Annotated in this window: 18 protein-coding genes; 13 read left to right on the top strand and 5 right to left on the bottom strand. The window is 41.5% G+C overall.

The window, feature by feature from the left end; translation table 11 throughout:
- Positions 1 to 527 precede the first annotated feature (527 nt).
- The 13 genes from HMPREF1321_RS07545 to rfbB all read left to right on the top strand — a co-directional run bounded on the left by HMPREF1321_RS07545 (position 528) and on the right by rfbB (position 22,012).
- A complete protein-coding gene (locus HMPREF1321_RS07545; RefSeq protein WP_009422049.1) occupies positions 528 to 3,671 on the top strand; it encodes a SusC/RagA family TonB-linked outer membrane protein in 3,144 nt (1,047 codons plus the stop codon).
- A gap of 37 nt (positions 3,672 to 3,708) precedes the next feature.
- Positions 3,709 to 5,379, top strand: a complete 1,671-nt coding sequence (locus tag HMPREF1321_RS07540; RefSeq protein WP_009422056.1) for a RagB/SusD family nutrient uptake outer membrane protein — start codon at positions 3,709 to 3,711, stop codon at positions 5,377 to 5,379.
- A complete protein-coding gene (locus tag HMPREF1321_RS07535; protein ID WP_009422054.1) occupies positions 5,366 to 6,745 on the top strand; it encodes a DUF4960 domain-containing protein in 1,380 nt (459 codons plus the stop codon). Before HMPREF1321_RS07540 ends, HMPREF1321_RS07535 begins: the two co-directional genes overlap by 14 nt.
- Positions 6,746 to 6,866: 121 nt before the next feature.
- Positions 6,867 to 8,324, top strand: a complete 1,458-nt coding sequence (locus tag HMPREF1321_RS07530) for a glycoside hydrolase family 32 protein (RefSeq protein WP_009422046.1) — start codon at positions 6,867 to 6,869, stop codon at positions 8,322 to 8,324.
- A 36-nt stretch (positions 8,325 to 8,360) separates the two neighbouring features.
- Positions 8,361 to 8,546, top strand: coding sequence for a hypothetical protein (locus HMPREF1321_RS11880; RefSeq protein WP_157461803.1), 186 nt, complete (start codon positions 8,361 to 8,363; stop codon positions 8,544 to 8,546).
- Positions 8,547 to 8,751: 205 nt separating this feature from the next.
- Entirely contained in the window at positions 8,752 to 10,968 is a 2,217-nt protein-coding gene (locus tag HMPREF1321_RS07525) for a GH32 C-terminal domain-containing protein (protein ID WP_009422060.1), read from the top strand.
- A gap of 67 nt (positions 10,969 to 11,035) precedes the next feature.
- Positions 11,036 to 12,202, top strand: a complete 1,167-nt coding sequence (locus HMPREF1321_RS07520) for an MFS transporter (RefSeq protein WP_009422052.1) — start codon at positions 11,036 to 11,038, stop codon at positions 12,200 to 12,202.
- 191 nt (positions 12,203 to 12,393) lie between these two features.
- Positions 12,394 to 13,272, top strand: coding sequence for a carbohydrate kinase family protein (locus HMPREF1321_RS07515; RefSeq protein WP_009422057.1), 879 nt, complete (start codon positions 12,394 to 12,396; stop codon positions 13,270 to 13,272).
- Positions 13,247 to 16,051, top strand: coding sequence for an ABC transporter substrate binding protein (locus tag HMPREF1321_RS07510; RefSeq protein WP_034575886.1), 2,805 nt, complete (start codon positions 13,247 to 13,249; stop codon positions 16,049 to 16,051). The genes HMPREF1321_RS07515 and HMPREF1321_RS07510 overlap by 26 nt, the downstream gene beginning before the upstream one ends.
- An 863-nt stretch (positions 16,052 to 16,914) precedes the next feature.
- Positions 16,915 to 17,697: a DUF481 domain-containing protein gene (locus HMPREF1321_RS07505; RefSeq protein WP_009422050.1), complete on the top strand. Its 783-nt coding sequence runs from the start codon at positions 16,915 to 16,917 to the stop codon at positions 17,695 to 17,697.
- A gap of 40 nt (positions 17,698 to 17,737) precedes the next feature.
- The gene (locus tag HMPREF1321_RS07500) at positions 17,738 to 18,400 is read left to right on the top strand and encodes a DUF421 domain-containing protein (protein WP_009422055.1); all 663 of its coding nucleotides are present in this window, start codon (positions 17,738 to 17,740) and stop codon (positions 18,398 to 18,400) included.
- Positions 18,401 to 18,488: 88 nt separating this feature from the next.
- Complete coding sequence (locus HMPREF1321_RS07495; protein ID WP_009422053.1) at positions 18,489 to 21,023, top strand: GH92 family glycosyl hydrolase; 2,535 nt, start codon at positions 18,489 to 18,491, stop codon at positions 21,021 to 21,023.
- Positions 21,020 to 22,012, top strand: a complete 993-nt coding sequence (gene rfbB / locus HMPREF1321_RS07490; protein WP_009422047.1) for a dTDP-glucose 4,6-dehydratase — start codon at positions 21,020 to 21,022, stop codon at positions 22,010 to 22,012. Before HMPREF1321_RS07495 ends, rfbB begins: the two co-directional genes overlap by 4 nt.
- A 95-nt stretch (positions 22,013 to 22,107) precedes the next feature.
- On the opposite strand, the gene HMPREF1321_RS07485 is transcribed toward rfbB, so the two are convergent.
- The 5 genes from HMPREF1321_RS07485 to HMPREF1321_RS07465 are packed head-to-tail and all read right to left on the bottom strand — an operon-like array spanning position 22,108 to position 25,585.
- Positions 22,108 to 22,812: a cell division protein FtsQ/DivIB gene (locus HMPREF1321_RS07485; RefSeq protein ID WP_002673131.1), complete on the bottom strand. Its 705-nt coding sequence runs from the start codon at positions 22,810 to 22,812 to the stop codon at positions 22,108 to 22,110.
- A 6-nt stretch (positions 22,813 to 22,818) separates the two neighbouring features.
- The gene (gene era, locus HMPREF1321_RS07480) at positions 22,819 to 23,700 is read right to left on the bottom strand and encodes a GTPase Era (protein WP_009422048.1); all 882 of its coding nucleotides are present in this window, start codon (positions 23,698 to 23,700) and stop codon (positions 22,819 to 22,821) included.
- 10 nt (positions 23,701 to 23,710) lie between these two features.
- Complete coding sequence (locus tag HMPREF1321_RS07475) at positions 23,711 to 24,331, bottom strand: hypothetical protein (protein WP_009422051.1); 621 nt, start codon at positions 24,329 to 24,331, stop codon at positions 23,711 to 23,713.
- Positions 24,332 to 24,351: 20 nt separating this feature from the next.
- Complete coding sequence (locus HMPREF1321_RS07470) at positions 24,352 to 25,182, bottom strand: DUF6048 family protein (RefSeq protein WP_009418791.1); 831 nt, start codon at positions 25,180 to 25,182, stop codon at positions 24,352 to 24,354.
- Positions 25,148 to 25,585, bottom strand: coding sequence for a DUF6452 family protein (locus tag HMPREF1321_RS07465; RefSeq protein WP_002673122.1), 438 nt, complete (start codon positions 25,583 to 25,585; stop codon positions 25,148 to 25,150). Before HMPREF1321_RS07465 ends, HMPREF1321_RS07470 begins: the two co-directional genes overlap by 35 nt.
- Between the last annotated feature and the right edge of the window lie 175 nt (positions 25,586 to 25,760).

Raw genomic sequence — 25,760 nt, 5'->3', positions numbered from 1 at the left:
CACTGTAGAGCCACTGTAGAGCCACTGTAGAGCCACTGTAGAGCCACTGTAGAGCCACTGTAGAGCCACTGTAGAGCCACTGTAGAGCCACTGTAGAGCCACTGTAGAGCCACTGTAGAGCCATTGTAGACCTATTGTAGACCCACTGTAAAACCACCCTTTGTTCGTATTACCGTCGTTGTAGTTTCTCCTTAGCGAGAGGTGATAAGGAGGATAGGTTCCCTTTGTTCATTAATCATTTTCTTTAAGATTACTATAATTTTTAAATACACAAACGAAAATAATAGAAATTTCCTCCTATCACTTTTTACTCATCTACTATCAAAAATATTTAAATGTTTAATAATTAGATAATTAACTTTTATATATTTTTCTTCATTATCAAAAATTAGCCACAAATTTGATAGTGTTTGACCGATTTTTGATAGTACTATGCTTTCTTTTGCCTTACCTTTGCCTCCGAAAAAACATCGCATTTTCATCAATGCGAAGAAAATTAAACCAATTGTTAAAAAACAAATACCAATATGATGAGTAGAAAGATAAACAAGCGCATTTTACTATCGCTTTTGCTCTGCAATTGTTCGGGTGCTCTTTTCGCCCAACAAGTAAAAGGGGTGGTGAAAGCAAAATCCGACAACAGCCCTATGATGGGTGTAAGTGTGGTGGTAAAGCACAAAACAGTAGGTGCTTCTACTGATTTCGACGGGAAATATACCCTTCAACCTGTTGCAGCCACCGATAGTTTGGTCTTTTCTTATATAGGCTACAAATCCCAAACCGTAGCCGTGAAAGGACGCAAGGAAATAAACGTAAGTTTAGAAGAAGAGGTGACGACTCTCGAAGGAGTTACCGTTTCTGTAGGGTATCGTACCGAACGTAAAACCGACCTTACCGGTGCAGTATCAGTAGTAAAGGTAAACGAGATGATGTCTACTGCCGAAAACAACCCTATGAAAGCCCTTCAAGGTCGTGTAGCTGGTATGCAAGTAACCGATAATGGGGGTCCTGCTGGTAAAGCTACCATTCGCATTCGCGGTATCGGTACACTTAATAACAACGACCCTCTTTATATTATCGATGGAGTACCTACTCAGGGCGGTATGCACGAGCTGAACTCTAACGATATCGAGAGTATACAAGTGTTGCGTGACGCTTCGGCAGCAAGTATCTACGGGTCACGTGCTGCCAATGGTGTTATCGTTATTACTACCAAAAAAGGTAGAAACGGAGTGTTAAAGGTAGATTTCGACCATTATACTACCGTTTCGATGTTTCACTCTCGTATGAAGATGCTCAATGCTAATGAGTATGCACAAGTGCTTTGGAAAGCAGCCGTAAACCGTGGTAACGACCCTAACCAAAACGCTTTAGGTATTCACTACGATTATACTACCGATGCTAATGGTCACAGCACCCTTAATAATTTGTACTATCCACGTCAGTATTTTGATAAAACAGGAAGCCCTATGCTCCCTTCTAATACCGATTGGTTCAAGGAAATCACTCGTATGGGGGTAACTGAATCTTATAACCTTTCGGTTACTAATGGTACTGATAAAGGGAATTACTTCCTTTCGTTAGGCTATTATAACAACGATGGTTTGGTAAAGAATACCGATTTCTCTCGCCTCTCTGCGCGTATCAATACCGATTACAAACTTTTTGGCGATGTAGTAACCATAGGTGAAAACTTCACTGTAAACCGTACCAGCGAGGTAGAGCAACCTTACCAAATTACCGAAGCAGCAATGATAGCCGTACCTTTCATTCCGGTACGCACTCAAGACGGTAAGCATTGGGGAGGTCCTGTAAATGGTTTACCCGACCGTCAGAACCCTGCTCGCTTAGTAAACGACAATAAAAATAATCGTTATAACTACTGGCGTATGTTCGGGAATGCTTTTGTAAACATTAAACCTATTGATAAGCTCAATATCCGTTCTAACTTTGGGGTAGATTACGGTAATTTCTATAAACGTACACTCAACCATTCGTATATTTCCGGTTTTATGGAAGAAGGCAAAGAAAAAACCTTCTCTCAACTCGAACAATCTCACTGGACAAAATGGAACTGGGCAAATACAGCTACCTACGACTTCGAGCTTGGCAAGAGTCGCTTTGAAACCTTAGCAGGTATGGAAATGTTCTCACAAGATGATATAAACTTCTCTGTAAAAGGTACTACTCTTGCCTTAGAAACTCCTGAATATATGTGGCCTAATCTCGCTACAGGAGGTATTACAGGAGGGGGCGGAGCTACCGGTTATAAGTTGCTTTCTTTCTTCGGAAAAATCAACTATGCTTATGATAACAAATACCTCGCTTCAGCTACCCTTCGTCACGATGGCTCTTCTCGCTTTGCCAAAGAGAACCGCTGGGGTACTTTTCCTGCCTTCAACTTGGGTTGGCGCCTTTCTCAAGAAGCCTTTATGGAGAATATTCGCAATACAGTATCTGAAATCAAATTGCGCTTCGGTTGGGGACAAAACGGTAACCAAGAAATCGGTAACTACTCTATTTACGATATTTACGACCCTTACTATGGGGTAACAGGCGACTATATTTGGTCTGGAACAGGTATTTGGAATACCTCTTACGATATCGAAGGAAAAGGTTCTGGTCAGTTAGCTTCTGGTTTCCGTCGCAGTCGTCTCGGTAACAAAGATCTCAAATGGGAAACTACCACACAAACCAACTTCGGGTTAGACTTCGGTTTCTTTAATAACAATCTCTACGGTTCGGTAGAATACTATATCAAAAAAACCAAAGACATCTTGGTAGAACCTCCTTATGCAGGTATCAAGGGTGAAGGTGCTACCCAATGGGTAAATGGTGCTGGTATGGAAAACAAAGGTTGGGAAGTATCAGTAGGTTATCGTAACGAGACCAAAGGCGGACTCAAATACGATATCAATGCCAACGTTTCAACCAATAAAAATAAAGTTACTGAATTACCAGAATCTGTAGTCAATGCTTACGGCGGAAATGGTAAATGGGATAATATCTTAGGTCGCCCTTATCAATCTTATTACGGTTATGTAGCTGATGGTATCTTCAAAACCCAAGAAGAACTCGATCAGCACCCTATACAAAACGGTAAAGGTATTGGTCGTATCCGCTACCGCGATTTGAATAACGATGGAGTAGTAAACGAAGACGACCGCACTTGGATTGGGACTCCTTACCCTGATTTTATCTACGGTCTCAACCTCAACTTAGAGTACAAAAACTTCGATTTTACCCTCTTCTTGCAAGGCGTACAGAATGTCGATATTATCAACGATGTGAAAAAGCATACTGACTTCTGGAGTGTGGTAGATACCTACTCCAATAAAGGTCGCCGTTTGCTCGATGCTTTCGACCCCGTTACCAATCCTGATTCCGATATTCCAAGTGTAGCTTATACCGATGATAATAACGAAGGGCGTATGTCTACTTACTATGTAGAGAATGGCTCTTACCTAAAACTTCGTAACGTACAATTAGGCTATACTTTACCTAAAGAAGTATCCGAAAAAATTAAGCTCAGCAAGTTGCGCTTGTATGTGAGCGGTCAGAATCTCCTTACAATCAAGAGCAAATCGTTTACAGGTAAAGACCCTGAAAACCCTAATTATGGTTATCCTATCCCAATAACATTCACTATGGGATTGAATGCTAGCTTTTAAATTATCAATAGTCTGACGTCTGATAAATAATAATAAAATGAAAAAGATAATATATACCACCACAATATTTGCAACTCTACTTACAGGTTGCAACTTCTTAGACGATAATCCACAAGGGATTATGACCGAGAAAGAAGCTATCTCTAAAGCCGATGAGTTGGTAACTACCGCTTATTCGTCTTTGGGTAACGACCACTACGATGTACCTTTTAGTCTTTGGATTTACGGTAATGTACGTGCCGATGACGCTTATAAAGGAGGTCAAGACGTGAGCGATATCCAGCATTTCCATTTCTATGAAATCGCTCAGAATATCGACCCTACTTTTGGTGAAGCTGACCGCTTTTGGTTTATGTGTTATATGGCTATTTCGCGTACCAATACCGCTCTGAAAGCTTTGCAACAGGCTTCCGATGCTGAAGTAGCAAATCGTCAATCGCGTATGGGCGAAATGTATTTCTTGCGAGGTCATTTCTATTTCGTGTTGAAGACTATCTTTGGGCATATTCCTTTTGTAGATGAAAATACACCTGATAGTGCTTACGAAACCACCCCTAACACTTTGCCTAATGATGAACAATGGCAAAAAATAGTAGCCGATTTCAAAAAAGCTTACGACTTATTGCCTAATACCCAACCTCAAAAAGGTAGAGCTGATAAATATGCAGCAGCAGCTTATTTAGCTAAAGCCTATTTGTACAAAGCGTATCGCCAATCAGAAAACAATAGTGTAACAGGTATCAATAGCCAAGATTTGCAAGAGGTGCTTACTTATACAAGTTTTGCATTAGGTTCTTCTTATGGTTTGGAAGACGACTTTGCGTTTAACTTCCTCCCCGGTGGCTATGAAAATGGTAAAGAATCTATGTTTGCGGTACAATACTCAGTGGACGATGGTACTCAGTACGGACGCCTCAACTGGGGTGACCAGCTCTCTGCTCCACAAAAGTTAGGTTGCTGTGATTTCCATAAACCAAGTCAGAATTTGGTAAATGCTTTCAAAACAGTGAATGGCTTGCCCGATTTCGATAACTTCAACAACAACGATTACAACGCTACTAGTGATAAAGCCGACCCTCGTTTGTTCCATACAGTAGCATTGCCAGGTTTGCCTTATAAGTACAATGCCGAATTGATTTACAAGAACGACTGGAACCGCAATAGCAACGTGTATGGTTTCTATGCATCACTCAAAGAGAATGTAGACCCTTCTTGCTCTTGCTTCCGCAATATCAACCCTTTCCGCGGTAACTCTAAGAATCGTATTCTTATCCGTTACGCCGATGTACTCCTAATGCGTGCCGAAGCTCTTATCGAACTCAACCGTAGCAACGAAGCCTTGTCACTTATTAACCAAGTGCGCCAACGCGCTAAACAAAGTACTTCTATGATTCCTTACGCTACCAATACTGATATAGCTGTATATCAAAATGGTGTAAACTGTACTTGGAATCAAGAATTTGCTCGCAAAGCACTCCGTTGGGAACGCCGTTTAGAGTTTGCTATGGAAGGCTCTCGTTTCTTCGACCTTGTACGCTGGGGTATCGCCGACCAAGTACTCAACGACTATTTCACTAAAGAGAAAACACGTCGTCCAGCGATATTCAGCAGTGCTTATTTCACTAAAAATAAAAATGAGTATATCCCTATTCCACAAAACCAAATAGGGTATGTAAAAGGTATTTACAAACAAAATGCAGGATTCTAATATGAAAACAATAGTACACAAACTCGCCCTCAGTGTAGTAGCTTTGCTCGGCTTACTCAGCTGTGACGAAAAGCACGAAGGCGAACTTATTAACGACAAAGAGGCAAAAATTAATGCCTTTCAAGCCGATGGTATCGATGGGATTATAGACGAGGAGAAACAAACTATCACGGTGTACGCTCCTTGGAATACCGATCTTACCAAAATGACCACCTCCCTCTCATTGCCCGAGGGAGCTACCTCAGTGCCTACTGCAGGAACGAATGTCGATTTGAGCAAAGGTGCCAAATACCGCATTTTCAACGGTAACCTCTATTGGGATTACACTGTTACCGCTCAATATCCACAGTTAGAGAATTTTGCTATTGGCAAATACAAAGCTACGATTGACCACAGTACGGGTAAGATAAGCGTGAAATACCCTAAGGGTGAAAGTCTTACTGCGCTTACCCCCACCTTCAGCACAACACCTAATGCTACTGTGAGCCCTGCTTCGGGAGTTACCCAAAACTTTACTCAAAGCGTTACTTATACTATGAGTTATCGTGGAAAAAGCTTTGTGTATAGCGTAGAGATTATCCCTACTAACTTTGCGCCTATTGCCTTTGTAGGTACAGCTAACAGTGCTTCTGCTATAGCCGATGAAGACGAGAAAACAGCTTACACTTGGCTTACCGAAAATTACGACACTGCTAAATACATTTCGTTTAGCGACATCAAGGACGGCAAAGTTAATCTCAACGACTACAAAGTGATTTGGTGGCATTGGGATAACAACAAAGAGTTGCCTGCTGAGGCCAAAGCAGATGCTGTCGTAAACAAGATGAAACAATTCTATGCTGCCGGTGGTTCGTTCTTATTGTCTTCTTGGGCAGTACAATACGTAGTCGATTTAGGTATCGCCTTAGACGGCAAGGTAGTAAACAATATGTGGGGTGAAAATAACGTTCCATTTACAGTAGGTGAAGATTGGTCACTTTGCTACAAAGGCAATGAAAACCACCCATTGTTTAAAGGATTGACTAAAAAGTCGGGGGTTGATTATATATCCTTCTTTCTTTCTAAAGGAACAAATACAAAAGGACATAATGCTATTTGGAACTTCGATTGGGGAGATTATGAACATAATGCTGCAGGTTGGCAAACTGCTGCAGGCTCCAAAATATTAGCAAGTTTGCATTGGGACGTAACGATGAGCAATCGCGCTGTCATCTTTGAATACCTCAAACGAGGCAATGCAGGTCGCACTATCTGTATAGGTAGTGAAGCTTACGACTGGTATAACGAAAACAATTCACCTGCCAATGCTTATAAGAGCAATATCGAATTGCTCACTGCCAACGCCTTAGAATATTTAGCGAATTAATAGAAACATAAAATACCTCTTTTCATACGTATATGTGTAACCGTCCTTTCTTCCCCCTTTTTAAGGGGGAATAGGAGGAGGTTAAATAATTAAAAAGAGGTTAAAATTAAATTAATAAACAATGAAAAAGACACTTACATTGGCACTTTGTGCTACCGCTTTAATAGCTTGTGAAAAAAAAGAATATTGTAGTAACGACCCTAATGCGGCTCCCGATGCTTCTACTTGTTATGCAGTACAAGATTACGGTCGTACTTATAAGCATTTCTTCCAGCCCAAGAACGCTTGGGTGGGAGACCCTATGCCGTTCTATGACAACGGTAAGTTCCATATCTTTTACCTATACGACCAACGTCCAGCACCTGCAACCTTCCACCCTTGGTATAGTGCTACCACTACTGATTTGGTGAATTATACTGATAATGGTGAAGCTATCCCTTGTGGAGCCGACGGTTCGCACGAAGATGCCCTTGGTACAGGTTCAGTATTCAAAGACGGGAATACCTATTACGCTTTCTACACAGGGCATAACGGCGATTTAGACCCCAAAGAAATCATCTATTGGGCTACCTCTACCGACTTGAAAACGTGGACAAAGGATACACAACACTCCTTCCGTGCCCCTGATAAGTATGATCGCAATGAGTTCCGCGACCCTATTGTCTTCAAAGAAGGAAGCAACTACAAGATGCTCGTTAGCACCCGTGCCGATATAGGAAGCGGTGTATGGAAAGGTGTCGTAGCACAATTCACCTCTACCGACCTTAAGAACTGGACAAAAGACCCGAACACACCCTTCTTTTATACCGACCCTTCTGCCTTTATGGTAGAGTGTCCCGATGTGTTTACACAAGGAAATTATCAGTATTTAATATTCTCTAACATCGAAGAAAGCGTGCGCCGTGTGCAATACAGATACCGTCGTGTGGGTGACAAGAATTGGATTACCCCTGCACAACAAGATTTAGATGACCGTGTGTTCTATGCTGGAAAAACCGCTACCGACGGCACTCACCGCTATATATGGGGTTGGAATCCGTCGCGTATTAATTATGAAGACAATTCCGCCTATCACTGGGGAGGTTCTTTGGCTGTTCACGAGCTCACTCAAAACAGCGATGGTACCCTCAACGTAAAAATGCCTACCGCTTTTGATAGCAAACAAGCGGTATCTGCTTCTTTGGGTAGCATTTCGTTAGATAATAATACTCGTGTATTCGACCGTCTCAGCAGTGGTTTCAACAAGATAGTTGCCAAAATAAAAGCCAATACCGCTACCGAGTTTGGGGTGATGTTTGGCGCTTGTGGTAACCTTTATGAAACCTATCGCGTAACGCTTAACCTCAACAAAGGAGAGTTACAACTCAACCGTGTGATTAGAGACGGAGGTACTGCTACCATTAATAGCATAAAACTTCCCGTGAATGCCAACAAGGAATACACCGTGAAAATAGTGCAAGAAGGCTCGGCAGCAGCAATCTATGTGAACGATGCAGTAGCCCTTTCTATCCGTTGCTATAAGATGAACCAAAACCCTTGGGGCATCTTTGCTAACGGAACAGCCAACTTTACTTTTTAGGTAAAAAGTAAAAGATAAAAGGTAAAAGGAGGAAGAGTGAACCTAAGACGAAGTAAAGACGAACAAAAGACGAACAAAAGACGAAGGAAAGACGAAGGAAAGACGAAGGAAAGACGAAGGAAAGACGAACAAAGGACGAAGGAAAGACGAAGAAAAGACGAACAAAAGACGAAGAAAAGACGAACAAAAGACGAAGAAAAGATGAGTCTAAGGCAAAGCTAAAGCGAACCTAAGGCGAAGGACGGGTATAAACATCTTATCTTTTACCTCAAAAACAGATACTTTCATTACTTTATAAGTCTCAGCTTCCTCCCTCTCCTTAGTGAGAGGGAATGAAGATGAGGAATTAGTTTACTTATTTGCTAATTCAAATAAAAATAATGTATATTTGTACCATTTTTTAATTAAAAGAGATATAAAAAAGTATATGAATAACAAACTAATAGCAGGATTAGGAGTCTTAACGCTCACTGCCTGCCAGCAAAACACTGATGACCTCATCATCGAGGACTTCGAGTCGGGCACTTATGCCAATTGGACGGTAGAAGGCGACGCCTTTGGTGCGACTCCCGCCACGGGTAGCTATACCGGTCAGCAGCCCGTAACAGGCTTTGAAGGGAAACACCTTGCCAATAGCTTCAACAACGGCGATGACTCTCGAGGAGCACTAACCTCCAAAGAGTTCACCATCGAGCGCGATTACATCAATTTCCTTGTTGGTGGAGGTACTAATCCTGATACTTATATAGAACTCTTAGTAGACGGAAAAAGCGTGTTACAATCGCGTTCTCTCTACGAAACCGAAACCCTACAATGGCTCACTTGGGACGTAAAACCCTATAAAAACAAGAAAGCCACTATCCGAATTGTCGATAACCAACGTGGTGGCTGGGGGCATATCCTCATCGACCAAATCGAACAAGGCAACAAACAAAAAAGCGTTTTTATGACTGATTACACCCGTACCTTTGAAGCCAAAGACAAATACCTGCTCATTCCTGTGGAAGACCAAGCAACCGAAAATAAAGTCCAACTATCGGTAGACGGTACCCTTATAGGCGAGCCAATGACGATACGCATCGCCCAAAACAAAATAGACTACTGGGTGCCTATCGCTATCGAGGCGTACAAAGGCAAGAAAGTAACCCTTACTTTCGCAGTAGCCAAAACTACCGATATGGGATTAGCTGAAATTAAACAGTCGGCTGAATATAACTTCAACTACAACGAAAAATACCGTCCGCTATACCACTTCACCCCTCAATATGGCTGGATGAACGACCCTAACGGAATGGTATACCTCGACGGAGTATTCCACCTCTTCTACCAATATAACCCTTACGGAGCGCGCTGGGGCAATATGCACTGGGGGCACACCGTTTCCAAAGACTTGGTGAATTGGGAATACAAACCTTTAGTATTAGCCCCCGATAAGTTAGGAGCGATTTTCTCAGGCAGCGCAGTCATCGACCACGATAACACAGCTGGCTTTGGCAAAGGTGCTATGGTAGCTATCTACACCTCAGCAGGCGAACGCCAAACCCAATCTATCGCTTACAGCCTCGATGGCGGAAAGACCTTCACCAAGTACGAAGGCAACCCCGTCCTCACCGATGCCAATATTATCGACTTCCGTGACCCGAAAGTATTCTGGCACGCGCCCTCTAAACAATGGGTGATGAGCCTTGCTACTACCCAAACCATCACCTTCTACGGTTCTAAGAACCTCAAAGAATGGACACGCCTCAGTGAGTTTGGCGAAGGCTTAGGCGGACACGGCGGTGTGTGGGAATGCCCTGATCTCTTCCCGCTTACTTACGAAGGAAAAACCAAATGGGTGCTCTTCGTGAGTATCAACCCAGGCGGACCTAATGGCGGAAGTGCTACTCAGTACTTCATCGGTAATTTTGATGGCAAAGCCTTCACCCCTGATACTATGAACTATCCGCTTTGGTTAGACTACGGACGCGATAATTATGCAGGTGTAACGTGGAGTAATGTCCCCGCTACCGATGGTCGCCGTCTCTTCATAGGCTGGATGAGCAACTGGGATTACGCCAATGAAACCCCTACTCAAAATTTCCGTAGCGCGATGACCGTTGCCCGTGTTTTGCGTTTGGTGCATAATGGCGAGCACTTGGTAGTCGCCAGTGAGCCCGTAAAAGAGTTGGAGAGCTTGCGTCGTGAAGCGGTACTCTTAGGTGATAAAACACGTACCAACACCTCCGATGCTATAACTTTTGAAAACTTCTTGCCCAATAATCAAGGAGCTTACGAACTCACTTTCACGGTAACCCCTAACGAAACCGATACTTTCTCATTCGCTCTCGAGAATACCAAAGGAGAAACTATTAAATACCTATTTGACGGCGCTAATAAAACTCTATCGGTAGACCGCAGTAAGAGCAGTGTAGCCTTCAATGCCAACTTCGCCGAAACGCTTATCAAAGCACCAATGGTAGCAAAGAAAAGCTATACCGTACGCTTATTGGTAGATAAAGCTTCTACTGAACTCTTTGTGAACAACGGCGAAGTAGTACAAACCAATGCGGTATTTCCTAGCGAAGTGTACAATACTCTCCGCTTCAATACCAGCAAAGGTACCCTCACCCTTAAAAATGTAACTGTCTATAAATTGAAATAATAAACCTCTCCCTCTGCCCCTCTCACAAGGAGATGGGAGTGTGTGAGACTAATAATATATTCATAGTATGCAACAGAATAACAACTATTTAAAGTATTTATTGCCCGTACTCCTATCATTCTTCTGTATGGGCTTCGTAGACCTTGTAGGCGCAGCCTCTAACTTTGTAAAAGACGATTTTGGCTTGACCGAAACCACCGCCAAAGCGCTCCCTGCAATGGTATTCTTTTGGTTTCTACTTTTCTCAGTGCCCACAGGCGTACTGATGAGCAAAATAGGTCGTCGTAAAACTGTACTCCTCAGCTTAGTGATTACTATTTTAGCGATGGTAGTGCCCTTTATTAGCTACAATTATACCACTATGCTGGTAGCTTTCTCCTTGCTTGGTATTGGTAACACCCTAATGCAAGTATCGCTAAACCCTCTGATGTCAGTCATCGTAAAAGGCGACAAACTCGCGAGTTCCCTCACTTTTGGTCAGTTTATTAAGGCAATAGCCTCGTTTTCTGCCCCCTTGCTGATGAGCTTCTGCTTTGATAAATTCAATGATTGGCGACTTTTCTTCCTACTCTTTGTAGCTATCTCGGTAGTAACCCTCTTGTGGCTTGGAGCTACCCATATTGAAGAAGAGAAAAACGACAGTAAAAACGCCACCTTTGCCGAGTGTTTTGCACTGCTTGCCAACCCTTATGTACTCTTGTGTTTCATTGGTATTATGTGCCACGTAGGGATAGACGTAGGAGTTAATGCCTCAGCACCTACAATCTTTATGGAACGTTTAGGGCTTACCACTACCCAAGCCTCTTTTGCTACCAGCTGGTATTTCTTGTTCCGTACCATAGGATGTTTGTCAGGAGCTTATATTCTCACCAAAGTATCACCTAAGAGTTTCTTTACCCTCAGTGTGCTTTGTATGGTAGCCTCAATGGCGATACTGTTCTTTTTCAGTGATAAGACAATGCTCTACACCGCTATTGCTTTGGTAGGTTTTGGCAACTCCAATGTATTCTCAATCATCTTCTCGCAAGCCCTCTTGCAGAATCCTACTAAGAAAAACGAAGTATCAGGCTTAATGATTATGGGACTCTTTGGCGGTACTATCTTCCCTTTTGCAATGGGCTTAGCCTCCGATGCGATGAGTGGCTCACAGATAGGAGCCCTTATTGTCCTCAGCATAGGAGTATTATATCTGTTGCTAATGAGCACCCGACTTAAAGCAAATGCTAACAATTAGTCGTTAGAGAGCCCTACAAATTGTATAAGTCGGATTAGTCAGAAGGGTTTGATGACTGATAGTATTTATTACTATTAGTAGGAAATCTCAAAAAGAATTTATAACTTTGTACGCTGAAAAAGAATTAACAACAACACTCTTGCCTCCTTCCCCCCAAGGGAAGGGCAGGGGAGAGGATAATATACAATACAATGAAAAATACAGTAGTAGGATTGGGAGAAATCCTTTGGGATGTGTTCCCTGAAAGAAAAGTATTAGGCGGCGCGCCTGCTAATTTTGCTTACCACGTGTCGCAATTCGGGTTCAACGGTTATGCCGTGAGTGCCATTGGGGGCGACCTCCTCGGTAAGGAAATTCTAAAAAGTTTAGAAGAAAAAGAACTCAACTACATCATTGAGAAGACTGATTTCCCCACAGGTACTGTAAAAGTACAGTTAGACGGTCGCGGGGTGCCTACCTATGAGATTAGCGAAAATGTAGCGTGGGACAATATTCCATTCTCTTCGCGAATCGAGAACTTAGCAAAGAACACTAATACCGTGTGCTTCGGGTCGTTAGCACAGCGCAGTGAAATATCGCGTGCCACTATCCACAAGTTCTTAGATTTAATGCCTGCCGAGAGTTTAAAAGTATTCGATATCAATCTCCGCTTGAAATATTTTAGCAAAGAGGTAATTGCCGATTCGTTAGACAAGGCAACCGCATTAAAAATCAACGATGAGGAGATAGTGAAAGTGGCTGAAATGTTCAATTTGCAAGGAACTGATGAAGAGGTATGTAAGCACCTATTGGAGAAATACAATCTCAAATTCCTTATCTTAACACAAGGTACAAGAGGTAGCTATGTGTTTACGCCTAATGAGAAATCGTTCTTAGGTACGCCTAAGGTTACCATTGCCGATACGGTAGGAGCTGGCGACTCGTTCACGGCTGCCTTTGTAGCCTCTTATCTCAATGGTCGCAGTATTGCCCAATCGCATCAGTTGGCGGTAGAAGTATCGGCTTACGTATGTCAGCAACACGGTGCGATGCCTCGCCTCGCCGATGCTCATTTGGAGTTGTTTAGATAAAATGACTTTTAGGAAGTATCATATACTTTTTTTATATTTCGCTCTCTTTGCTTGCCTTGCTTGCCAAAGGGAGCGAAACCCCCGTTATGTGATAGGGGTGTCGCAGTGCAGTGAAGACCTTTGGCGACAAACGATGAACGAGGAGCTAAAACGCGAAGTAGCCCTTTACCAAGCCAATACTGAGCTACTGATTCGCAGTGTGAAAGACGATACTCCTAAGCAAATTGCCGATATAGAGTGGTTTATAGAGCAAAAGGTAGATGTGCTTGTCGTTTCGCCTAATGAGTCGGAAGCGTGTACACCAGTTATTGAAAAGGCTTACCAGCAGGGTATTCCTGTGATTTTGGTAGATAGGAAAATCGCTACTGAGAGTTATACAGCCTATGTAGGAGCTAATAATTACCAAATAGGCAAAGAAGCGGGACACTATGCGATAGGTATTCTCAAAGGTAAAGGCAATATAGCCGAAGTGCGTGGTACCAAAGGCTCAACCTCCGATGCGGAACGCCATAAAGGCTTTGTAGATGCCCTTAAGAATGCTCCTGAGGTGCGAATAGTAGCCGAGACCTGGGGCAACTTCCTCAAAGCAGATGCCAAAGTGCAAATGCAACAACTTTTTCAGCAACACCCCAATATCGACCTTGTGTTTGCAATGAATGACCCAATGGCAGCGGGTACTCACGAAGCAGCGATGCAATTCAACGGTAAGATACCCTTTATCATAGGGGTAGATGCACTACAACAAGAAGGAATTAGCAATATAGAGAACAACGTGCAAGACGCATCGTTTATCTATCCTACGGGAGGTGAAAAGGTTATTGACCTTGCAATGAAAATACTCCATAAACAACCTTTTGAGCGCGAGAATATCCTCAATACCGCTGTGGTGGACAAGAGCAATGTGCGTATTTTACAGTTGCAAACAGAACAAATTGCTCAGAAACAAGCTAAGATAGAGGATATCAATCAGCAGCTGAGTGAGAGCCTTATTCAGCATACTACTCAGCGTACACTCTTCTATATTTCAATTACTGCTATTGGTTTGATTACTATATTTTTGGCAATAGCTATCAGAGCATATCGCACTAAGAGTCGCGCTAATAATCTGTTAGAAAAACAAAACGAAGAAATCAAACGTCAGGCTACCGAATTGCAACAACAGAAAGAACGCTTGGAGGAAATCTCGGCGCAATTAGAAGAGGCGACCCAAGCCAAATTACTCTTCTTTACTAATATCTCTCACGAATTTAAAACACCATTGTCGCTCATCTTAGGACCTGTGCAAACGCTCTTAGCGCACAATTCACTCCCTAAAGAAGAACAAGACTTGTTATTTCTCATCAAAAAGAACAGCAACCGACTTTTGCATCTCATTTCCGAAGTAATTGAGTTCCGCAGTTATGAGAATGGCAAGATGCAAATGTACTTCACTAAGGGCAACCTGAAACGGTTTCTTACTGAACTCAATTCTTTTTTTAGTGACCGTATCAAACAAAAGAAACTCAACTTTCAGTTTCTTGCCGAAGATACTTCTTTTGAAATGGCTTTCGATAAGGAAAAAGTGGAGAAAATCTACTTCAACCTGCTTTCCAATGCACTGAAATTTACACCTCAAGGAGGAAGTATCACCGTGTCGTTAGAAAAAGAAGACCTTCCTCTAACCCCCTCCAAAGGAGGAGTAGCTGTGCTGCGTGTGTTCAACAGCGGTTCATATATTCCGAAAGACAAACAAAGTGAGGTGTTTGAGCACTTCTACAAAATAAACCCCGATAGCGAAGGTTCGGGTATTGGTTTGGCTTTGGTACAAGCCTTAGTAGCCTCACATAACGGAACTATCAGCGTAGAGAGTACAGAAGGGGAGGGGACAACCTTCGTTATTCGCCTACCTTTCACTCAAGAACAAGTATCGGTAAAAGCGGTATACGACAGCAATTACATAGAAACCCATCTCGACTTATTGCCTTCGTTGCCCGCACCTACCGAGAAGCTCAAACTATCTACGGCTTCTCCAACGGCTTCGGAGAAACCTACTGTACTGATTGTGGAAGATAACGAGGATATGCGTCAGTTTATTCGATATATCCTCAGTGATGACTATAACCTTATCGAAGCTGAAAACGGTGAAGAAGGCTTTGAAGTAGCTAAAAAGCACCTCCCCGATGTAGTAATTAGCGATGTGATGATGCCCAAGACTGATGGCTTCGATTTATGTCAGTTGATAAAAACTAACGTGGCTACTAATCATATTCCTGTGATTTTGCTCACCGCTTATGCGTTAGACGAACAGAAGCAAGTGGGCTTCGAGAGTGGTGCCGATGCCTATATTGCGAAACCTTTCAACATAAAATTACTGAAAACACGGGTGCGCAAGCTCATAGAAAACCGTAAGAAGATACGTGAGAGTTTTAGTAATTTCCTCTTGAACGAAACTAAACAAGAGACTTTAGGTAAGGTAGAACAGCAGTTTATCACCGATTTTACGCATTACGTAGAGAACTCTATCGCCAATCCTGAAATGAATATAGACGAAATAGCCGATGTCTTAGGTTTGTCGCGCTCTAACCTATATCGCAAAATCAAATCCCTCACCGACTATTCGCCTAATGAGCTTATTCGTACCATACGAGTAAAATACGCTAAGCAGTTGCTCAACAGCAAAGCCAAGAGCATCTCGGAAGTCGCTTATGAAGTAGGATTTTCTTCTCCTTCCTACTTTGCGAAATGCTTTAAAGATTTTTACAACGAGAGTCCGACAGAGTACTTGGAACGGATTAGGTAGTGTTATAGACTGCTTTAAAATCTTGCACTGATTTTTCCCAGATAATTTTTTATTAATGCGAGTTTGATGTAAGGAAAGTGTAGCTTACGCTACAGAAATCTTACAAATCTTTGAAAAAATCAAACAAATAGGCAACAATTTGCCTTTAAACACATACTCTGCTATGCCAGCTCTCAGACTACACACAGATTATACGGATAGTTTTTTAATTGACAATTGACAATTGATAATTGATAATTGATAATTGATAATTGATAATTGACAAATGTGGTGGGTACGAATTACTAATTGCATTGCTGGATTTCACAGATTACAATATAAATATAGCTGTAAATCAGTATTATATATAACTGAGATTAATTAGCAAATGAGGAAATGAGAGAATTAGCAAATTAGAAAATTAGCTAATGGAGAGGTGTGTGTTGCACGGGCAAAAACTTTGAGATGAAAAAGCGATGGGTTGGAGGCTATTAGTATGATTCGGAAGAAAACGGAGATTTTCAGAAGGAGGTTAAGAGAGTTTTTGATGAAAAAAGGGTGTAAGGAGGGTATGGTTAGCTTATAGAGAGCTTATAGGAAGCTTATACGAATCTTGGAAGATTGGTATAGAAGGGGTGTATAAGTAGTTGATTCTTACTGTAATACAACAGTGAAAAAAATGTTAAAAACGGGGTTTCGAGGCGAAAGAAAAGGGAAGATATGACGAGTAGCGAATGATGAATGATGAGGGTAATATGGTGAAAAACTTCTCTTGGAAAATTGTTATAAAAAAGGTATGAAGCATTGGTTTTAAGTGAGATTTTTTTGTGTATTCGCGATTGATTTTCTACTTTTGTGCCTTATTAAATATATGCTTAAAAACGATGAAACGATTACTTTATATGTTATTGGCGCTATTGTCTTCGGCTTCTGCCTATTCACAAATGCTTTTTTCGGAAAATCTTACTATGACGATAGACAGCACCAAAACTCTGCAAGGAAGCCTAATTCCTATCTTGGATTTTAAAACCGAAAAAGAAGATGTCTTCACTTTTAAAAATACGGCTAATCTCAACTTGCTTATCAATTGCAATAGGGTTATTAATGTAATTAACAAGTTTGAGTTATCTACTTATGGTAGTCAAGTAATATTAAGCGGTGGCTATGTGCATATGGAGTACCGCTATCTGTTAGACCACGCTTTTGAGGTGTATCCTTATGCTGAGTCGCAATGGGCAGAGAGCAGGGGAATGAACCACAAGATTTCTACCGGCTTACAATCGCGTTATCGGTTGCTGAATACTCAATCCTCGCTGATGTTTGCTGCGGTGGGCTTCTTCTTTGAATACGAAAAATGGGAATATCCTGCTCCCGATAACGTTGAGGCTACTTATGCTTACAGTCGCAGTATCAAAAGTCATTTGTCGCTCAGTTATAAACTTCGAATAGGTGAAAAATGGGAGCTTACCACTACTGCCATTCATCAAACTAGACCTGATAGTACTTTTAAGGAAGCGCGCTATGGTGGGGCTATCGACCTCAAATACAATATTACGCCTACCATAGGTATACTTGGTACCTACCGACTTATTTACGACTCTGCCCCTATTGTACCTATAAAAAAAGACTATCATTCGCTTGAAGTAGGGCTTAATATTTCTTTCTAATTTCCCCATTTGCTAATTTACTAATTTTCTGATTAACATTATGTACACAATTCCTTATATTGAATCCGAGGAGTTTTTCTATTTGGATGTATTTTTAAAATTGCTTTTAGGATTGTTGGCTCTTGCCTTAATCATCAACAAATCGGGCAAGGGTAATTTGGCACCGAGTTCGGCAATGGATCAGGTGCAAAATTACGTACTTGGGGGTATTATTGGAGGTGTGATTTACAGTCCATCGGTGAGTATCTTTCAGTTTGCTATCGTATTGGCTATTTGGGCATTCCTTATCATAGGGTTACGTCAGTTAAAAACTAAAAACCAAGCTTTTAAGAGGTTTATAGACGGTGCCCCTGTGATTGTTATCAATCGTGGTAAGATAGATATAGCCGCCTGCAAAAAAGCTAAAATTACGGCACACGAACTCGCTTTCAAACTGCGCAAAGAAGGGGTATACTATATCAGAGAGGTAAAAAGAGCGGTACTTGAACAGAATGGCGAACTCATTATTGTGTTGGCAGGAGAAGAAAACCCCAAATATCCTGTCATTACTGATGGAATTATTCAAAAAAGCGTGCTGGAAGATGTAGATAAAAGCGAAGAATGGCTACTTGGAGAGCTACAAAAGGCAGGATACAGCAATCCTTCCAAGGTATTTTTAGCAGAATACGAAAATGCTCAGATAAAAGTTATACCCTATATTTAGTAACAATGAGAAAGAAAAGCCCTCAAAAACATTTTGCTATTCGTTGTTATTTTATTATCTTTGCCCAAAATACTTAATTGCTATTACAATGAAGTTAAAACATATTACTCTTTTGGTAGCCTCTACTTTTGCATTAGGGGCTTGTAATCAATCTAAAACAGCTTCTGAGCAAGAAGCGCAAACTCCTCAAAAACCGCTTATCAGCTATGTAGACCCATTCATCGGTACGGGCGGACACGGACATACTTATCCTGGGGCAACTACGCCTTTCGGTATGATACAAGTTAGCCCAGTGAATGGTCTCAGCAACTGGGATTGGTGCTCTGGTTACCACTATTCTGATAGCCTTATGGTAGGTTTTGGACATTTGAGCCTTAGTGGTACGGGGATAGGCGACCTAAACGACATCTTGCTAATGCCTACTACTAAAGAGTATGACCTCAGCGTACTCAAATACGGTCGCAAAGAGCAATATCCCGTGAATGCCCAAGAGTTCCGCGATATGGTGCCTTACAAATCAAAGTACAGCCATAAGAACGAAAAAGCAGAACCTGGCTATTACCAAGTGTATTTAGAAGACCCCAAAGTGAATGTCGAACTCACCGCAGCACAACGTTATGCTGTACATCGTTATACTTTTGAAAAAGGAGCAGAACAGTCTGTGATTCTGAACTTAGGATTTGCTATCAATTGGGATAGCCCTACAGTAACCTATATACAACAGGAAGCAGAAGATTTGATCACTGGCTATCGCTATAGTGAAGGCTGGGCACCTAATCAAAAAGTATTCTTTGCTATTCAGTTTTCTAAACCTATTAAAAAAGCAAATCTCAATAAGGTAATTACGACCAAAGATCCTAAAAAATTAAAAAAAGTAGATAGAGTAAAGGAATTTGAAGATGAATTAGAAAAAGAATTACAAGAAAATGAAAAATACAGACCAGTGCGTTTGGAGATAAATCCTCACTTGTTAGATGAAATGAGACAAATTCCTTCAGGTCAGTTCTTTTTTAATAATAAGAATGAAACTCTTGAAGTGAAAGTAGCACTTTCATCAGTAAGTGAAGATAATGCTTTAGAAAATCTAGGCTTTGAAAAATTGGTAGATACAGATGATCCTAAAACACAACAACGTGCTGATTTTGCAGATAAAGCAATAGGAAGCTTTAAGTATGAAGGTGTAGAGTTGTTTAGGACAAGAATAAAAATGACTTCTGAAAGTCGCCATTTTCAACAAATAGCTGATGAATCGCATCCACTTAATTTTAATAAAGTGAAAGAAGAAGCTCAGCGACAATGGGAGAAGACCCTTAGCAGTATAGTAGTAGAAACTCCTGTTGATTCACTTAAAACTATTTTCTACACTGCTCTATATCACGCGCAAGTAGCGCCTGTAACTTTCTCCGATAAGAATGGTCAATTCCGCTTGCAAAACGATGAGATTGCAAAAAACGAAGGTACTGCTTATTCTACCCTTTCTCTGTGGGATACTTTCCGCGCCGAGCATCCACTGCTTACGCTTTTGCAACCCAAAGTAACTGCCGATATCATCAACTCTATGTTAGCCTACTATCAAGTGCACAAAGTATTACCCGTTTGGACGCTATATGGTAACGAAACCAATACAATGACAGGCTATCACTCAGTTGCGGTGATTGCTGAAGCCTATCTAAAAGGTGTCCGTGGTTTTGATGCTGAAAAGGCTTACGAGGCAATGAAAACTACAATGATGCAAGATGATCGCGGACTAAAAGCCTACAAAAAATATGGTTACATTCCTTATAACGCAGGGGTAGACGAGTCGGTTACTATTACCCTTGAATACGCTTACGATGACTGGTGTGTGGCGCAAATGGCTAAAGCCTTAGGTAAAACCGAAGATGCTGACTTCTTTACCAAACGCTCTGAAGCCTACACTTACCTATTTGATAAAGAAACGGGCTTTATGCGTGGTAAAAGTATCAATGGTAAATGGCGCACACCTTTTGACCCTAAACGCTCCGACCACCGCGAAAACACCGACTATACCGAAGGTAACGCTTGGCAACACAGCTGGTTTGTGCCTCACAACGTACAAGGACTTATCAACCTATTTGGAGGCAATGAACCTTTTGTAACACACTTAGAAAAACTCTTTACCGAAAGTTCTGAAATCACTGGTGATAACACCTCTCCTGATATTTCAGGACTCATAGGTCAGTATGCGCACGGCAATGAGCCTAGCCACCATATTGCTTATATGTTCAACGTAGCAGGACAACCTAAGAAAACCCAATATTGGGTAGACCGCATCTTGCAAACTCAGTACAACACTACCCCTAACGGACTTAGTGGCAATGAGGATTGCGGACAGATGTCGGCTTGGTATCTCTGGAGCGCTATGGGCTTATACCCTATGAATCCAGCTTCTACCGAGTATCAATTTGGTCGTCCGCTATTTGATAAAGTAACCATACACTTGCCTAACGGAAAGACATTCACAATCATTGCTAAAAATGTCTCTAAAGACAATAAGTATATCCAATCTGTAAAACTCAACGGCAAGGAATACTCTCAATGGCATATTTCTCACCAAGACCTTCTAAAAGGCGGTGAATTAGTTTTTGAAATGACAAACAAATGAAAAGAAACATCTTAATCACAGGAGGAGCTGGTTTTATCGGCTCTCACGTCGTGAGGTTATTTGTAAACAAATACCCTAACTATCACATTTTTAACTTAGATAAACTCACTTACGCTGGCAACTTAGAGAATGTTGCTGATGTAGCCAATGCCCCTAACTATACCTTTATACAAGCGGATATTTGCGACTACGAGCGTATGAAAGCCCTCTTCTCTGATCATCGCATTGATGGGATTATCCACCTCGCTGCCGAAAGTCACGTGGATAGAAGTATTGAAGACCCTTTTATCTTCGCTAAAACGAACGTAATGGGTACTTTGAGTCTTTTGCAAGCAGCTCGTGAAGCGTGGAAAGATAATATGCAAGGCAAACGCTTTTATCACGTTTCTACCGATGAGGTATATGGAGCTTTAGAAATGGATAATACCCTCTTTACAGAGCAAACGCCTTACGACCCTCAATCACCTTATTCGGCATCTAAAGCTTCCTCCGACCATTTTGTGAGAGCTTACCATAACACTTACAAATTGCCTATGGTGATTTCAAATTGTTCTAATAACTATGGTTCTCACCAATACCCTGAAAAGTTAATACCGGTGTGTATCTATAATATTGTAGATAATAAGCCGCTACCTATCTATGGCAAAGGTGAAAATATTCGCGATTGGCTTTTTGTGGAAGACCACGCTCGTGCTATCGATACCATTTTTCACCAAGGAAAAGATGGTGATACCTACAATATTGGAGGCTTTAATGAATGGCGTAATATTGATTTGGTGAAGGTAATCATCAAAGAGGTGGATAAGCAGTTAGGTCGCCCTGAAGGTACTTCCGAAAAACTCATCACTTTCGTAACCGACCGTGCTGGTCACGACCTCCGTTACGCTATTGATGCTACTAAATTGAAAAATGAACTCGGTTGGGAACCTTCCTTACAGTTTGAAGAAGGTATACGGAAAACTGTAAAATGGTACCTAGCGAATAGGTAAAAGGTAAAAGATAAAAGGTAAAACAGAGGCTACTATATAGTAACCTCTGTTTTTTCTATTCTATAATTTGTTAATTATCTCATTTGCTAATTATCTCATCTTCTACATACCACTTGGTTGGTGTATTTTAGGTTTACGATGTTATATTCATTCAGTTTATCAGTCTTCTCCAATTGCTTGTAAAAGGCTTTGAGGTTTGCTTTCTTGAGCGCTTCGTCTTCAAACTTGCCGAAAACGACCTTAAAGTGAGGTACACGCATTAAAAACTCGTATTCTCCGTTAGGCTTTACCAATACTTCGGTGATGTTCTCAGCCAGCCATTGGTCGTTTTGGATAAACTGCATCAATGCATAGGAGGCTTGCCAATAGCGCTCGGTATTACCTCTGAGGATAGGCACGCGTGCTGAGTAAGAACTTGAAAGAGGCATCTTCTTTCCTTGTGTATCCATATAATACACTCCATTGCCGTCGTATACGCGTGCAATAGGCTCTCGCTGTTTGATTTTAGCGTTTAGGGTACCGTCGATAGTACAAAATACTTCTGATTTTTCAATCATCACATTGTTGTCTAAGAGCTTTTCGATTTCGCTTAAACGAAGGAGTCCCATAGGGTGTTTTGCTTGTGGGTCTTTGAAGATAGTGCGCCGTATGGCATCATCGGTTACATACATATTCTCGTCCTGATGGTCTACCACCACCTCTTTTACGGTACGTGTTTTATTACGCCCTGAAGCAAACAACTGTATACAAAAGGGCAAAAAAACGATGACGAATATCTTTATGATTTTTTTTATGTACATTTTTCTTTATTTGATATCGTAACCAAACCTGCGCAATTGTCGCACATTGTTACGCCAATCTTTGTTTACTTTTACGAAAAGTTCTAAGTGTATTTGTTTGCCAAAAAACTTCTCTAAATCAGCACGAGCTTCTACACCTACCCGTTTTAAGGCTTCCCCTTTATGACCTATGATAATCCCCTTTTGGCTCTCGCGTTCTACCATTATCACTGAACGAATGTGAATGATAGTCTCGCTATCGGCAAAACTTTCGGTCTCTACTTCTACCGAATAAGGGATTTCCTTTTTGTAATGCAATAGTATCTTTTCGCGTATAATCTCGTTTACGAAAAAGCGTTCTGGTTTATCGGTGAGTTGGTCTTTTGGGAAAAATGCAGGTGACTCGGGTAAGAGTTCTATAATGCGGTTGAAAACCACTTCGGTTTGAAAGTTGCGCAAAGCCGAAATAGGATATATCTCGGCACGAGGCACTTTTTCTTTCCAGTAGGCGACTTGTTCCTCTAATACATTTTGGTCGGAAGTATCCACTTTGTTGATGAGCAACAATACAGGCACTTCCAACTGGTTGATGCGCTTAAAGAAAGCCTCGTCTTTCAGTTCTTTTTCGCCTATTTCTACCATATAAATGAGAATGTCGGCGTCTTCGAAAGCACTCTTTACAAAGTCCATCATCGAGGCTTGTAATGCGTACGATGGCTTGATAATACCGGGGGTATCCGAAAAAACTATCTGAAAATCATCACCACTTACGATACCAAAAATACGGTGTCGCGTGGTTTGTGCCTTGGAGGTGATAATAGAGAGTTTTTCGCCTACAAAGGCGTTCATAAGGGTAGATTTTCCTACGTTGGGGTTCCCGATAATATTTACAAATCCAGCTTTGTGCACTTGTTAATTGTTATTTGTTAATTGATTCAGCCATTCCTTTGCCCCAATGAGGATGATTAGGCGTTTTTGGAGTAAAATGTTCAAACTTCTCTAAGGCTTTTTGGAGCATTGGTTTAGCTTTTGTTACGCCCCCACCAAATACTTTGGGTGTAAAATAAATACCGATAGCACGAATGAGATAGGGTCTTGGGTTTTTGGGGTTTTCTTTAATAGATTTCTCGGAATACTCACGACTCAGTTTACCGTATTTAGCTCCGCGAAACATTGGGTTTACCTTCACTTTGGCACTATACAGATAGGCGTATAAGGCGTTGATTTCTGATGCATCGGCATCGGGTTGTTTTTCAGCTATCTTTATGTACTTTTCTGCCAGATTGCAATAACTGTCAATAGACCCTCCCGATGATTGGTCGGCAAGGCGTATGTTCACATAAGCCGCATAGTAATTTGCGAGCCAAAGCGAAGGCGCTGTGTTCGCAAGAGTTTCAAAATCTTTAGCTAAAGTCTGCAATTCTTTAGTAGCATAGCTTTTGTCAAGGAGTTTTACTTTTTCGGTAAGCATTGTCTCCACATCTTGAGCAGAAACTACAGAACAAACTAATAGCAGAAAAAAAGTAATATATCTATTCATTCGTAACTTGTCATTTGTTATTATCTTCTTCCTTTTGGTTTTTTAGCAGGAGCTGAAGGGGTAGGAGAGGAGTTAGTTTTTTGGGTATCTGTCTCTTCTTTCTTTTTCTCTTTTTTATAAAGAGGAATGAGATAGCTGAGAGTATAGTTGAAATTCACACCAAAACGACTCCCTTCATATACCCGACCAAAGGCAGGAATATAGTAGTTAGGGAAACCACTACTGCCCGTTTGAGCCACCAAAAGACCTACGCGTACGCTTGCTCCTGCGTAAAGGTTATGCAAGAGTTCCGCTTTAATGCCCAATACGAGTTCCAACCAATGGGCTGTACGTCCGTCGTATTTCTTTAAGAAAGAAGGATCGGAGCCAGTGATAGTTTCGTTCCAATATTGGTTATCTTTATGGATAATATACGAGGTAAGGTCTTGAGAGAAGAGCGAAATGCCATAGCGAGCCCCCACGTAAATCATATTCTCCATACCATACCAATTGCCATAGGTGTTATAATCGAAGCCAGCACGTAAAAATTGACCTTCGGTAGAGTAAGTAAAGAAATCTTCGTTTTTAGTTCTTTTTTCCATACCGAGTTCAGCAGCGAAGTAGTAGTTGGTTGTTAGGCGGTAATCGCCTACCAATTCGAGTCCGTAGTAATCCTTATCAAAGAAAGGGCGTACCAGTTTGCTCAGGTCGGCACCTACGCGCAAGCCATAGCGCTGTTTGTACACAGGGGCTTCTTGTTTTTCGGGCAAGGCAATAGTAGTTTGTGAGGTCGTGCGGGTAGCCGTTTGAGCCATTGCACCTAAGCCCCACCAAATACTAATGATACAAATGTATATGAGCTCTTTTTTCATTATCTACGGTAGTGTTCTTGATGTTAAGACCTTTTAGCCAAGAGGTATTTGTATCTTGAATGGTAGCTGAAAGGGTGTTGTAAGTAATTTTCACTCCACAAGCCTTACTTACGAACGACTGTTCGGGAGTATAAGTGAGCGTGAGAGTTGCGGTGCTAGTGGTAGTACCTGAAACTACGGTTTGAAACAAGTAGGTAGTAGGCGACTCCAAGCGCAAAGGTAGTGCAAGTGAATCTAAAGTTGCACTGCTTACCAGAGGCGTAGTATTTCCTTCGCCATAGACCGTAAGGTTAGCCACGCTAAAAGGCGTACGGGTGTTATTTTGGTTGTAGAAACGCACCACCAAGCGAGGTGTATTCACGCTGTGGTCGCAAAGGTCGTCGGACTCACAACTTATCAACATTGAAAGCGAGAGTATTAAAAATGATATAAAGATAGTTCTTTTCATTATCAAAAATAAAGTTGGTGCAAAGATACGAAATAATTACAAATGACAAAAAAAACTTCACAGAGCAACACCACACTTGTGTTTAAAGGCCTACCCCCGTTCCCCCTTCCGAAGGGAAGGGGGCAAGCCA

It is taken from the genome of Capnocytophaga sp. oral taxon 412 str. F0487 (assembly GCF_000271925.1).
GTDB classification, from domain to species: Bacteria; Bacteroidota; Bacteroidia; order Flavobacteriales; family Flavobacteriaceae; genus Capnocytophaga; species Capnocytophaga ochracea.
The sequence above is the reverse complement of the archived record's forward strand: the minus strand, read 5'-3'. Positions and strand labels throughout refer to the sequence as shown.

Excerpts from the sequence above, each read along its gene's own strand:
- HMPREF1321_RS07545 (WP_009422049.1), top strand. The coding sequence starts at position 528 with ATGATGAGTAGAAAGATAAACAAGCGCATTTTACTATCGCTTTTGCTC.
- HMPREF1321_RS07540 (WP_009422056.1), top strand. The coding sequence starts at position 3,709 with ATGAAAAAGATAATATATACCACCACAATATTTGCAACTCTACTTACA.
- HMPREF1321_RS07535 (WP_009422054.1), top strand. The coding sequence starts at position 5,366 with ATGCAGGATTCTAATATGAAAACAATAGTACACAAACTCGCCCTCAGT.
- HMPREF1321_RS07530 (WP_009422046.1), top strand. The coding sequence starts at position 6,867 with ATGAAAAAGACACTTACATTGGCACTTTGTGCTACCGCTTTAATAGCT.
- HMPREF1321_RS07525 (WP_009422060.1), top strand. The coding sequence starts at position 8,752 with ATGAATAACAAACTAATAGCAGGATTAGGAGTCTTAACGCTCACTGCC.
- HMPREF1321_RS07520 (WP_009422052.1), top strand. The coding sequence starts at position 11,036 with ATGCAACAGAATAACAACTATTTAAAGTATTTATTGCCCGTACTCCTA.
- HMPREF1321_RS07515 (WP_009422057.1), top strand. The coding sequence starts at position 12,394 with ATGAAAAATACAGTAGTAGGATTGGGAGAAATCCTTTGGGATGTGTTC.
- HMPREF1321_RS07510 (WP_034575886.1), top strand. The coding sequence starts at position 13,247 with ATGCTCATTTGGAGTTGTTTAGATAAAATGACTTTTAGGAAGTATCAT.
- HMPREF1321_RS07505 (WP_009422050.1), top strand. The coding sequence starts at position 16,915 with ATGAAACGATTACTTTATATGTTATTGGCGCTATTGTCTTCGGCTTCT.
- HMPREF1321_RS07500 (WP_009422055.1), top strand. The coding sequence starts at position 17,738 with ATGTACACAATTCCTTATATTGAATCCGAGGAGTTTTTCTATTTGGAT.
- HMPREF1321_RS07495 (WP_009422053.1), top strand. The coding sequence starts at position 18,489 with ATGAAGTTAAAACATATTACTCTTTTGGTAGCCTCTACTTTTGCATTA.
- rfbB (WP_009422047.1), top strand. The coding sequence starts at position 21,020 with ATGAAAAGAAACATCTTAATCACAGGAGGAGCTGGTTTTATCGGCTCT.
- HMPREF1321_RS07485 (WP_002673131.1), bottom strand. The coding sequence starts at position 22,812 with ATGTACATAAAAAAAATCATAAAGATATTCGTCATCGTTTTTTTGCCC.
- HMPREF1321_RS07475 (WP_009422051.1), bottom strand. The coding sequence starts at position 24,331 with ATGAATAGATATATTACTTTTTTTCTGCTATTAGTTTGTTCTGTAGTT.
- HMPREF1321_RS07470 (WP_009418791.1), bottom strand. The coding sequence starts at position 25,182 with ATGAAAAAAGAGCTCATATACATTTGTATCATTAGTATTTGGTGGGGC.
- HMPREF1321_RS07465 (WP_002673122.1), bottom strand. The coding sequence starts at position 25,585 with ATGTTGATAAGTTGTGAGTCCGACGACCTTTGCGACCACAGCGTGAAT.